This is a genomic window from Microbispora catharanthi (genome assembly GCF_006334915.2).
Classification (GTDB): domain Bacteria; phylum Actinomycetota; class Actinomycetes; order Streptosporangiales; family Streptosporangiaceae; genus Microbispora; species Microbispora catharanthi.
Genome location: NZ_VDMA02000005.1, coordinates 12,227 through 23,913, shown reverse-complemented (window position 1 = coordinate 23,913; position 11,687 = coordinate 12,227). Strand labels below are relative to the sequence as shown.

Sequence of the window (11,687 nt, the reverse complement as noted above, 5' to 3'; positions counted from 1 at the left end):
CGCGCAACCGCGTGATCTCAGCTTCGTACGGGTTCTATCGGGCCGTGAGAGTCCAGAGGTGGTCGGCGGTGCCGTTGTCTTCCCACTGGAGGACCTGGGCGCCGGAGGACTTGCTCATGCCGTTGACGCCGAGCAGCAGACCGCTGTTGTAGTTGCGGATCTTGTAGTGGCCGTTCCCGTCCGAGATGAACGACCACAGGTGGTCGGCGGTGCCGCTGTCGCCCCAGATCAGGGCGGTCCCGCCGTTGCTGGTGCTCATGTTGGTGATGCCGAGGACCAGCCCGCTGGCCCTGTTCACGATCTTGTAGAGGCCGGAGCCGCTGTCGACGAGGGTCCAGGTCTGGGTGTTCCCGGATGAGGGAGTGGCCTGGTCGACCAGGGTGCCCTGGGCGGTGCCGGAGTTCTGCGTGTCCAGGGCGAGGCCGCTGTTCACGTTCTTGATCTGGTAGGTGCCGGCCAGCGTGCCCGGGTTGCCGCCGCCGCTGCCCGGGGTGACGACCAGGTGGTAGCCGTGGGTGGAGTTCATCGCCGAGACGGGCACGGTGATGGAGCCGTTGCTCACGGTGTAGTTCGACTCGCTCAGCGTGGAGGGCCCGGAGACGGCCACCGTACGGCCGGGGGAGGGGGTGTACTCCAGCTTCACGTGGGCGGTGCCGCCGAAGGAGCCGAGCCCGTTGATCACCACGGCGCTGTCGCCGGAGCCGCCTCCGAAGATGACGCTGAGCTGGTTGCCCGCGCTGTTCATCGCCGCGGCGCCGTCGATGCCGGTCTGCGCGGGCGGGGTGGTCGTCACCATGTTGCCGCTCATGTCGGCGTACCACTTGTAGAGCCAGTAGGCGCCGTTGGGCGAGCCGCCCCGGCCGGTGAGCAGGTCGCCGAGCGTGCCGGACTGATTCCAGAACGCCAGTTCGGCGTCGTGGACGCCCAGCCGCTCGAACTTGGCGATGTAACTGACGAGGGCGCCGGGGATGCCGACCTCGGATGGCGAGGCGTACTCCTCGATGGCGATCGGGCGCGGGCTGATGCCGTACTTCTTCTCGAGGTTGACGACCGTGGCGACGTCACCGGCGATCTTCGAGGCCCTGGTCAGCTCGTGCCAGGCGATGATGTCGGGGACGGTGTTGGTCGCGACCGCGTTCCTCAGGAAGTTGTCCATGTCGCTGATGTTGTCCGAGAAGCTCGGCCCCTGGATCGGGGTCGTCGGGTCCTTGGCCCGCACCTCACGGTAGGTCCTGGTCCAGAAGTCCTCGTACGTGCCGTTGGACGAGTTCCAGGTGTTGTCCGACTCGTTCCACAGCTCGTAGGCGGCCAGGTTGGTGATGCCCGACGCCTTGGTTTGCGCGATCTGCTGGTCGACCAGGCTGAACCAGTTGCTCCAGCTGAACTGGTAGGGCCAGCCCGCGTAGACGTCGGACAGCCGGTTCACGACCTTCGCGCCTGCCCTGGCAGCCTTCGGGGCGACGGTCAGGATGTCACCCGTCGGCTGCTGCTTGCCGCCCTGAGGCTTCTGGACGAAGGTGTTCGGCTTGATGGCCTGGGCCAGGCTGTCCGACGGCGTCGTCGCGTCCGCCAGGCCGTACAGCGAGCCGGTGGCCACGTGTGTCACCGGACGGAAGGGCTGGTTCGCGCTGACCACCAGGGTGGTCGAGGCACTCGCGGCCGCGTGGGCGGGAGCGGCGGCGAGGGTCGCGCCGGCTGCGGTGAGTGCGAGCGAGGTGAGCAGGGCAGCGGCCTGCCCGGCTCTGGGTCTGGTCGTCTTCACTGCGTCTCTCCTGAGGAGTGGTTGGGGGGTGGTGGTGCCGAGCGGACCGCGGGGGTCGTCGGCCGGGGGCCGCGTCCACGGGCACCGGCGGCCGGGTAGCCATGGCCTCGGTCCTCGACCGCGCCGGTCGCGGAGGGAGCGGAAGACTCGCTGGACATGGGATTCCCCAGATCGGTGCTGTGCGGCGGTCACGACGACGCAGCGCACACAAGCCGGGTTTGGCAACTGTGCGCAAAGGTTTTCCGAGCCGGAAACGTACGGTGAACTTGTCTGGCCGTCAAGACCGTTAGCCAGGCGAGTTTTCTTCCGCACACGATTGCCCAATTAAGGAAAGCGGTGGGGCCACAGCCGCAGTGGAGGTGGAGAGCAAAGGATTGCGTGTGCCGGAGCCGGGCCGTACGATCATCAAAGGCAAGGGCCACGCCTCTCTTCGGCCGGTCACCGGCAGGCCCCACATCGGCGACTGGAGCGGGGGCGGCGCGTCGCGGAGGTGGTGCCGCGGTACGGCCGGACGTCGATGCCTTCTTCTGCGGCGACGACCAGATCGCCCGCGGCGTCACCGGCACGCTTCGCGGACGCGGCATCTCGGTCCCCGAGCAGGTCGCCGTCGTGGGCTACGACAACCGGGACACCATGACCCTCGCCGCCCGTCCCCGCTCACCACGAGCGACAGACTGCGCCTGAGGCCGCACCGGTGCCCGATGCCCATTCGACGGGTGACGGGCCGCACGCCGAGGCCGACGGATCGACATCATTCGCGTCCGGCCGATGAATTTCTTCGACGCGGCGCCTCTGTACCTGTAGACGACCGGAGAACGGCGCGGCCGCTTTCCGGTGTGACTTCAGGCGGATGAGGAGTGTCGTCCAGATGAGCGAGACAGTCGTGGTGCGTTACGAGACACGCGCCGACTCGGCGGCGGAGAACCAGCGGCTGGTGGAGCGCGTGTTCCGGGAGCTGAACGAGACGGCCCCGGAGGGGCTGCGCTACGGGGCGTTCCGCCTGGCCGACGGGGTCGGATTCGTGCACGTCGCCCTGATCGAGGGGGACGACAACCCGCTCCGGCGGTCGGCGGCGTTCGCCGAGTTCCAGCACGGCGCGGCCGGTCGCATGGCCGTCCCGCCGGTCAGTGCCGGCGCCACGCTGGTCGGCTCCTACCGCCTGTTCCGGTCATGAAACATTCAGAGCAGAAGGAGAAGACGATGACTCTCCCACGGACGGCGTCACGCGACGAGTGGATGGCGGCGCGGCTGAAGCTGCTGGAGCAGGAGAAGGACGCCATGCGGGCGCAGGACGCCGTCACCGCGCGGCGTCAGGAGCTGCCGATGGTCAGGATGGACAAGGACTACGTCTTCGAGGGCCCGGCCGGCACGGCCCGCCTGGTCGACCTGTTCGAGGGCCGCCGTCAGCTCCTCGTGTATCACTTCATGTGGAACGAGGACTGGGAGGACGGCTGCCCGAGCTGCTCGTTCGCGGTCGACAACGTGGGCCGACTGGAGCACCTGCACGCCAGTGACACGACGCTCGCGCTCGTTTCCCGCGTACCCCTGGCCAAGATCGAAAGGTGGAAGGCGCGGATGGGGTGGACCATCCCGTGGTACTCCTCGGCCGGGAGCGACTTCAACTACGACTTCCACGTCACGAACGACGAGGCCGTCGCGCGGGTGGAGTACAACTACAAGGACAAGGCGACCCTGGAGCGGGAGGGCCTGGGGTACGCGGTACACGGCGACGCCCAGGGGATCAGCGTCTTCGTCCGCGACGAGGACAGCGTCTTCCACACCTACTCGACGTACGGCCGGGGCGCGGAGGTCATGCTGAGCACCTACCACTACCTCGACCTGACCCCCCTGGGCCGGCGGCGCTACGTCAACGAGTTCCCCTACCACGACACGTACGAGGGCGGGGCGGACCACTCCCACCACGCCCATCATCACTGAGCAGACGCCGACGGCATCGTGGGTGACGCCTCGCCAGGGGGCGTCACCCGTCCGTCTCGAACACGGGAGTCCCGCAATGATCGAGTCCCTGACACTCAGGTGGATGCTCATCCTCGTGCTCGCGGGCACGGCGGCGTGGTTCCTGATCCGTGGAGTGCGACCCGGCTCAGGTGGGGCGGCGCCGGGCGCCGCGGAAAGGATCTCCGATGTGGCGCACGCTCTCATGGCCGCGGCGATGGCCACGATGTTCTGGCCGATGGGATGAGTGAAGGGACGATGACGCGGACGGCGACCACGGAGGCCGGCACGCCCGACGAGGAGTTCGTCCGGCGGAGCGAGCCCTTCCGGCGCGAACTGCTGGCGTACTGCTACCGCATGCTCGGGTCGATTCACGACGCCGAGGACGTGCTCCAGGAGATCTACCTGCAGGCGTGGCGCGGCTACGCCCGCTTCGAAGGGCGCTCCTCGATGCGCACCTGGCTGTACCGAATCGCGACCCGGGCGTGCCTCAAGGCGCTGGAGGGCAACGGCCGGCGCCCGCTGCCGTCCGGCCTGGGCAGCCCGAGCGATCACCCGGACGAGCCGCCGCGCCACGGGTCGGTGGAGGTGCCGTGGCTGCAGCCCGCCCCCGACGCGCTGTTCGGCTCGGCCCCGGCCGATCCGGCCGCCATCGTCGAGACGAGGCAGACCATGCGGCTGGGGTTCATCGCGGCGTTGCAGCACCTGTCCGGCCGGCAGCGGGCGGTGCTGATCCTGCGCGACGCGCTGGCCTGGCGGGCGAGTGAGGTCGCCGGCCTGCTCGGCACCACGACCGCCGCGGTCAACAGCGCGTTGCAGCGCGCCCGGGCCCAGCTCAGCCAGATCGCCCCCACCCAGGACGGGATCGCGGAACCGGCCGACCCGGCCCGGCGGGCGTTGCTCGACCGGTACGCCGCGGCGTTCGAGAGCGCCGACGTCGGCGTGTTGGCGGGGGTGCTGACCGACGACGCGGTCTGGGAGATGCCGCCGATCCCCACATGGTTCGCGGGGAGGGAGACGGTCCTGCGGTTCCTCAGGGCCAGGGTCCTTGCCGCAGGCGAGCAGCGGATGGTCCCGACAAGCGTGAACGGGCAGCCCGCGTTCGGGTCCTACTCGCGCGACGGCGACGGCGTGTATCGCGCGCACGCCCTCCAGGTCCTCACCGTCACCGCCGCCGGTGTCGCCCGGGTCGTCGCGTTCCTCGACGCGGGCCTGTTCGGGTTGTGCGGACTGCCGCCGACCCTCGACGGCGCCGCCCCCCGGGGGTGATTCAGCCACCAGCGCCTGCTCACCGCGATCGGGCATATCCCGCCGACCGGACACGGGACCGACTCCTACGCTCAGTGGCTGGAGCCGGCCCGTAGGGTCGCCACCCGACCCGGAGCGCTTCAGCCCGTGGTGAGCTTGGCGGACAGCCTCGAGCGCGCCTGGCCGTGACGCTCCTGCGCCGAAGCTCACCGACTTGCTCGAAGAGTACCCCCGGGGGTATAAACGAGGCGTGCAGATGAACGAGGCGATGGTCGGCGATGCGGTGACGCGGCTGCGGCGAGCACACGGTCAGCTCGCGGGGGTGATCGCGATGATCGAGGCCGGCGAGGATTGCGCCAAGGTGCTGACCCAGCTGGCCGCGGTCTCCAAGGCGCTCGATCGGGCCGGGTTCAAACTGGTCGCCAGCGGACTGCGGCATTGTCAGGCTGCACAGGAGCGGGGCGAGGAGGCTCCGATGAGTATGGCCGAGCTGGAGAAGCTGTTTCTGGCCCTGGCATAGGCGGCCCTTCCGGGAAGGTTCGCCTTTTCATGTCCCCCTGATACCCCCCGGGGTATGTAAGGTGCTACCGATCTCACTCGACCGCCTGGCGGGGCGGACCGCGAAGTGTCGTGCGACCGTCCCGCCCACGTCGTCTGACCTCGGTCTCTTTTTTTGCTCGTCATATACCCCCCGGGGTATCTAGAAGAGAGGTGTTCCTTGTGGAGATCGTGTCCTTCCGCACTTCGGGTCTCGGTGACCAGACCTACCTGCTGACTCACGAGGGCAAGGGGGTGCTCGTCGACCCCCAGCGCGACATCGACCGGTTCCTGCGGGCGGCGGCCGAGCGTGACGTGGAGCTGCGTCTCGTCGTGGAGACCCACCTGCACAACGACTACGTGTCGGGTGGCGAGCAGGCGGCTCTGCGCACCGGAGCCGAGCTGGTCCTGCCCGCCGCCGCCGCGCCCGCCTACCCTCACACCCCGGCCTTCCACCTGGAGGACATCGAGGGCGGGGACGGCCTGTCCCTACGACCGATCCACACCCCGGGGCACACCCCCGAGCACACCAGCTACCTGGTGCTCATCGAGGGCGAGCCGGTCGCGGTGTTCTCCGGCGGCAGCCTCCTGGTGGCCTCGGCGGGCCGGCCCGACCTGCTCGGCACGGCCCGGGCCCGGACCCTCGCCCGGCTGCAGCACCGCTCGCTGCGCCGGCTGGCGGCGCTGCCCCCCGAGGTCGGGCTGTTCCCGACGCACGGCGAGGGGTCGTTCTGCTCCGCGAGCGGCGCGGGCCGCTACACCTCGACGATCGGCGAGGAGATCAGGTCCAACCCCCTGCTCGCGGTCGAGGATGCCGAACATCTGGCCGACGAACTGCTCGCCGCGCCCATGCGGATCCCGGCCTTCTACCAGTACATGGGCCCCGCCAACACGCTCGGCGTGCCGCCGATGCCCTCGACCGCGGCACCCGAGCTGGCCATCGGCGACCTGCCCCAGGACGCCCGGGTGGTCGACGTCCGCCCGCGCGAGAGGCAGGCGGACGGCTTCCTGCCCGGCTCGATCGGCATCGAACTCGGCGACGACTTCGGCAGCTGGGCCGGGTGGCTGCTGCCGTACCGGTCCCCGATCGTGCTGGTGGCAGAGCCCGGCCAGGACGCGGCCGAGGCGGTGACCCAGCTCGCACGAATCGGGATCGACACCGTACGCGGCGTCGTGCGCGACCTCGGCCCGGCCGCGACCGCGACGTTCGAACGGCTGGACCTTGTGACCTTCACCGTGCGAGCGGCCCAGCCCGGCGCCCAGGTGCTGGACGTGCGCATGCCGAACGAGCGCACGGTCGCACACCTGGAAGGAGCCGCCGAACGATTCCTCGCCGATCTGGTGACCGAGGGCGTGCCCGCCGAGTTGGACCGCGACCATCCAGTGCTCGTGGCCTGCGGATCGGGCCGGCGCGCGGCCATCGCCGCCACCCTGCTCATCCGCGAGGGATACATCCCGGCGGTGCTCGACGGTGCGGGCGTGCCCGACGTGGCCGCCGAACTGCGGGCCCGCCGCGCCGCCTGACCATCCCACCTGCGACGAAAACGAGAAGGAAGCCGTGAACACCGAATCCCCGAACATCGACACCGCGACGGCCCGCGCGCTGATCGCTTCCAACCCGGACGTGCTGGTCGTGGACGTGCGGACTCCCGCCGAGTTCGAGACCGCGCACATCAGCGGCGCGATCAACCTGCCGCTCGACCAGGTCGACGCCCACCTGCGGCGGATCGTCGACGACGCCGGCGGCACGATGCTGCTCATCTGCCAGTCCGGCGGCCGGGCTACCCAGGCGCACAAGAAGCTCTGCGACGCGGGACTGCCCGACGCGGTTGTGCTCACCGGCGGGATGAACGCATGGATCGCCTCCGGCGCCCCCGTCGTGCGCGGCAAGCAGCGGTGGAGCCTGGAGCGCCAGGTCCGGCTGGTCGCGGGCGGTATCGTGCTGGCGTCCATCGTGGCCGACCTGTGGCTGCCGGGAATGCGCTTCGCCGGCGCCTTCGTCGGCGCGGGCCTGGTCTTCGCCGGGCTGACCGACACCTGCGCCATGGGCATGCTGCTCGCCCGCCTGCCGTACAACCGCGGCGAGGGCGCCGACGTGGACGCCGCGCTCGCCTGTATCCGCCGCCCCGGCCGCAGCGCGGCCTGACGGATCCGAGGCGACGACATGACCGCTCTCACCCTCGCCGGCGCCGTCGTCGTCGGCCTGACCCTGGGCCTGTTCGGCGGCGGAGGATCGATCCTGACCGTCCCCCTGCTCGTCTACGTCGCGGGCGTCCCGGCGAAGGCCGCGATCGCCATGTCCCTGTTCGTGGTCGGCGTGACCAGCGTGGTCAGCGCCGCGGGCCACGCCCGTGCCGGCCGCATCCGGTGGAAGACCGGACTGGTCTTCGGTCTGGCCGGGATGGCCGGCGCGTACGGCGGGGGCCTGCTCGGGCCGCGTCTGCCCGCGGTGGCGCTGCTGGCGGGGTTCGCGCTGATGATGGTGGCCACCGCTGTGGCCATGATCCGTGGCCGCGGGACGCCCGAGGCCGCCCCGGCCCACAAGGAGCTGCCGATCCTCCACGTCGTCGTCGAAGGCGTCGTCGTCGGCCTGGTCACCGGGCTGGTCGGGGCCGGCGGCGGGTTCCTCGTCGTCCCCGCGCTCGTGCTGCTGGGCGGCATGCCGATGGGCACGGCCGTCGCCACCTCCCTGGTGGTGATCGCGATGAAGTCGTTCGCCGGGCTGGCCGGTTATCTGCAGACCGTCCCGGTCGACTGGTCGATCGCCCTGCCCGTCACGGCGGCCGCGGTCGCCGGCGGTCTCGCCGGAGGATGGCTCGCGGGGCGCGTCCACGCCGACCGCCTGCGCACGGGATTCGGCTGGTTCGTCCTCGTGACGGGCGGTTTCGTGCTCATCCAGCAGGCCCCGCCCGCGCTGTTCCACACCGCCTGGGGCATCGCCGCGCTGCTGGCCGGCGCCGCGGCCGTCACAGCGGCGATCGCCTGCCTGCTCCTGCGCAAGGGGCGTCACCGCGACGGGTCAGCCCCGCCGTCTTTCTACGGGTACGGCTTGACGCCTCGCGCCGCCGACGGTCACGGGGCGAGGGAGAAGTAGTTCTCCTCTTCCTGGACGAAATGCAGCCGCAGCACCGAGTGCAGCCCGTACAGGCAGGCTCGTAGATCCTCCAGTTGCTCGGGCCGCAACCGGCCGGCGGTGTCGGCGACCTTCACGTGCGTGGCGATCCGGCGGGCCAGGCGATCGATCTCGCTGTGGGCCCGGCTCATGGTCGCGGTCGCCTCTCCTCCGCCCAGGGGGGCGGCCAGGGCCGGGTAGAGCTCATGCTCCTCGGCGTACTCGTGCGGCAGCAGCCGCTCGGTCAGCAACCGGTCGACCTCCCGGACGGCGCCCAGCACGCGCGGCCCGTGCTCGACGGCCAGCAGGCTCGCGGCATCGCGTACGGCGTCCAGCACGTCGGCGAGATCGTCATGCTCGGCGGCGAAGCGGCGGATCAGGTCCTCGGTGGCCGGCTCCAGCACCGGCCGGGCGCCGCGCCGGGGCAGCACGGCACGCAACGCGTTGACGATGACCACCACGTCGATCGCCTCCTGCAGCAGCGCCCCGGCCGCGGGCGGCAGCCGGCCCAGCAGCGCGACCACCATGGCCGCCAGCGACATGGCCATGCCGCCCGCGGCCGACTGCACGGCGATACGCCGGGTGCGCACCGCGATCTCCATGGCGTCGGCGAGCCGGTCCACCCGGTCGGTGACCAGCACCACGTCGGCGGCCTCGGAGGAGGCGGTGGACCCGCGCGCTCCCATCGCCACGCCGACGTCGGCCGCCGACAGCGCCGGGGCGTCGTTGACGCCGTCGCCGACCATGACCGTCACCGCCCGCGAGGTTTCCGCTCTGACCGCGGCGACCTTGTCCGCGGGCAACTGCTCGGCCCGCACCTCGTCCAGCCCGACCACCGCGGCCACCTCCCGGGCGGGCTCGGCGCGATCGCCCGTCAGCATCAGCAGGCGGCCGATTCCCGCCGAGCGCAGCCGCCGCAGCGTACGGGGAGCGTCGTGGCGCAACGGGTCCAGCAGCAAGATCGCACCACTCAACGCGTCGTCGACGGTGAGCCAGGCGACGGCGGCGCCGTCCAAGGCGGCCCGGTTGTCAGCCGCGCGAGCCCAGCCGGGACGGGCCTCGAGCGGTGTCACGGTCTTGCCCACGCGCACGCGCTGCCCGTCCACGACGCCGGCCGCTCCGCGGCCGGGCTCCTCGGTCACCTCCCGCGGCGCCGACAGCGCCAAGCCGCGGGCCCGCGCTTCCCCGACGATCGCCTCAGCCAGCACGTGAGCGGACATCTGGTCGAGTGACGCCGCGAGCCGCAGCACCTCCGACGGTGTCCGGCCGGGAGCGGCGGCGACCTGCAGAACCCGCGGGCGGCCCGTAGTCAACGTGCCTGTTTTGTCCAGCAGCAGAGTGCGAGCCCGCCCCAGCCGCTCCAGCGCCCCACCGTCCCGCACGATGACGCCCTGGCGCGCCGCCCGCGACAACCCCGACACGATCGCGACCGGAGCGGCCAGCAGCAGCGGGCACGGGGTCGCCACCACCAAGACCGCCACCGCCCGCACCGCAGAACCGCTGATCAACCACGCCGCCCCGGCGACTGCCAGCGACAGCGGCAGGAACCAGGCGGCGTACCGCTCGGCCAGCCGCACCACCGGCGCCCGCTGCGCGCCCGCCTGCTCGGCCAGCCGGACGATCTGCGCGTACGTGCTGTCCTCGGCGGTAGCCGTCGCCTCGATGTCGACCGCACCGCCGGCGTTGACCACCCCGCTGCGGACCGCCTCGCCGACACCGCGTTCGATCAGGGTGGACTCCCCGGTCAGCGCGGCCTCATCCAGCATCGCCGGCCCGGTGCGCACCCGGCCGTCCACCGGCACCACCTCGCCCGGGCCGACCACCACCACGTCTCCCGCCCGCACCTCCGCCAAGGCGACGACGACCACCTCATCGCCGCTTCGGCGGCGAGCAGAGCGCGGCGCACGCTCCAGCAGCGCGCGCAGGTCACGCGATGCCCGACGCTCCGCCGCGGCGTCCAGCGCCCGCCCGGTGGCCAGCATCACCGCGATCAAAGCCCCCGCCAGGTATTCCCCGACCGCCAGGGTCCCGGCCAGCGCCAGCGCCGCGATCACATCGACGCCCGCCCGCCCCTTCCGCAACGCGGCGACCACCCACACCACCGCGGGCACGACGGCCACCGCGGTCCCCGCCATCCAGAATCCATCCGCGACAGCCGTTGCCCCGGCCAACCAGGCCACACCTCCGCCGACCAGCGCGCCACCGGTCGCTGCCAGGAACACCGGCTCACGCCACCGATCACCCACGGCGCCAAGAGAGCGCAGCATGTCGCGCCTCCACAATGACGAGACGATGAGAGTGCTGCCCTCTATACGACCGTCCTGCCCTGACGACCGATAGAGCCGAACGACCCCAATCGTCACTGCCGGCCCGTCAGCCGTGGAGAAGGGCGATCGCCTGTCCGACGACCCGGCGTTGGTTTGCCCAGGCCAGGAGCCGTGCTCAGTGCTTCGGCGGACGATCTGCCCGACAGGTGAAACAGCGGGGTGTTTCAGGAGCGGGTTTCGAGCGGACGGACGGCGTTGACGTAGTACAGCACCGGCCCCACGGTGCCTGTGCTCTCGATGCGGAGACCGGCACCGGGGACCAGATCGGCGAGCAGTTCCGGCATGGTGGGCCGCATCGCGGGACCGGCCAGTATCCCGACGAGGCGGGCGGCGAGGGGGTTGACCGGCGGGCGGAACTCGGCGATCAGCAGTCGCCCACCCGGTCGCAGGACGCGGAAGATCTCCCTCATGGCGGTGCCGCGGGCGGAGACGGGCATGTGGTGAACGGCGAAGCTGGAGACGACGATGTCGAACGAGGCGTCGGGGAAGGGCAGCGCCTGCCCCTCGCCCACCTGATAGGAGCAGTTGTCAGGTGAGCGACGACGGGCGTGCTCGATCATCGGAAGTGACGGGTCAACGCCGGTCACCCCCCCTTCGGGGCCCACGAGAGGAGCCAACATCCGGGTCAGGTAGCCGGTGCCGCAGCCGACGTCCAGGATCTGATGGCGCGGCCCCGCGCCGGACAACGCGGCCAGGCGGGTGAAAACGCTGCGACGGCGCCCGGCGAAACCGAGCTCGGCCAAAA

At 71.2% G+C, this 11,687-nt stretch carries 12 protein-coding genes; 9 read left to right on the top strand and 3 right to left on the bottom strand.

Features of this window, described 5'->3' with window-relative positions:
* Window positions 1-34 precede the first annotated feature (34 nt).
* The gene (locus FH610_RS10680; RefSeq protein WP_139574174.1) at window positions 35-1,762 is read right to left on the bottom strand and encodes an RICIN domain-containing protein; all 1,728 of its coding nucleotides are present in this window, start codon (window positions 1,760-1,762) and stop codon (window positions 35-37) included.
* A 336-nt stretch (window positions 1,763-2,098) separates the two neighbouring features.
* Between FH610_RS10680 and FH610_RS10675 the strand changes: the two genes are divergently transcribed.
* The 9 genes from FH610_RS10675 to FH610_RS10635 all read left to right on the top strand — a co-directional run bounded on the left by FH610_RS10675 (window position 2,099) and on the right by FH610_RS10635 (window position 8,597).
* Complete coding sequence (locus FH610_RS10675; RefSeq protein ID WP_338104532.1) at window positions 2,099-2,446, top strand: substrate-binding domain-containing protein; 348 nt, start codon at window positions 2,099-2,101, stop codon at window positions 2,444-2,446.
* Window positions 2,447-2,630: 184 nt separating this feature from the next.
* On the top strand, window positions 2,631-2,936 hold the full coding sequence (locus FH610_RS10670) for a hypothetical protein (RefSeq protein WP_139574173.1): 306 nt from the start codon (window positions 2,631-2,633) through the stop codon (window positions 2,934-2,936).
* A gap of 26 nt (window positions 2,937-2,962) precedes the next feature.
* Window positions 2,963-3,700, top strand: coding sequence for a DUF899 domain-containing protein (locus FH610_RS10665; RefSeq protein WP_139574172.1), 738 nt, complete (start codon window positions 2,963-2,965; stop codon window positions 3,698-3,700).
* Window positions 3,701-3,776: 76 nt separating this feature from the next.
* Window positions 3,777-3,965 (top strand): hypothetical protein, encoded by a 189-nt coding sequence (locus FH610_RS10660; protein WP_139574171.1) that lies wholly within the window; start codon window positions 3,777-3,779, stop codon window positions 3,963-3,965.
* 11 nt (window positions 3,966-3,976) lie between these two features.
* Window positions 3,977-4,987 (top strand): sigma-70 family RNA polymerase sigma factor, encoded by a 1,011-nt coding sequence (locus tag FH610_RS10655; RefSeq protein WP_139574170.1) that lies wholly within the window; start codon window positions 3,977-3,979, stop codon window positions 4,985-4,987.
* A gap of 235 nt (window positions 4,988-5,222) precedes the next feature.
* Window positions 5,223-5,486 (top strand): metal-sensitive transcriptional regulator, encoded by a 264-nt coding sequence (locus FH610_RS10650; RefSeq protein WP_139574519.1) that lies wholly within the window; start codon window positions 5,223-5,225, stop codon window positions 5,484-5,486.
* 200 nt (window positions 5,487-5,686) lie between these two features.
* The gene (locus FH610_RS10645) at window positions 5,687-7,027 is read left to right on the top strand and encodes an MBL fold metallo-hydrolase (RefSeq protein ID WP_139574169.1); all 1,341 of its coding nucleotides are present in this window, start codon (window positions 5,687-5,689) and stop codon (window positions 7,025-7,027) included.
* Window positions 7,028-7,061: 34 nt separating this feature from the next.
* Window positions 7,062-7,649 (top strand): rhodanese-like domain-containing protein, encoded by a 588-nt coding sequence (locus FH610_RS10640; RefSeq protein ID WP_240808887.1) that lies wholly within the window; start codon window positions 7,062-7,064, stop codon window positions 7,647-7,649.
* Window positions 7,650-7,667: 18 nt separating this feature from the next.
* A complete protein-coding gene (locus FH610_RS10635) occupies window positions 7,668-8,597 on the top strand; it encodes a sulfite exporter TauE/SafE family protein (RefSeq protein WP_139574168.1) in 930 nt (309 codons plus the stop codon).
* Here FH610_RS10635 and FH610_RS10630 read toward each other — a convergent pair.
* Window positions 8,576-10,750, bottom strand: a complete 2,175-nt coding sequence (locus FH610_RS10630) for a heavy metal translocating P-type ATPase (RefSeq protein ID WP_240808886.1) — start codon at window positions 10,748-10,750, stop codon at window positions 8,576-8,578. The genes FH610_RS10635 and FH610_RS10630 overlap by 22 nt on opposite strands.
* Before the next feature lie 356 nt (window positions 10,751-11,106).
* Window positions 11,107-11,685, bottom strand: a complete 579-nt coding sequence (locus FH610_RS10625) for a class I SAM-dependent methyltransferase (RefSeq protein ID WP_205825685.1) — start codon at window positions 11,683-11,685, stop codon at window positions 11,107-11,109.
* Between the last annotated feature and the right edge of the window lie 2 nt (window positions 11,686-11,687).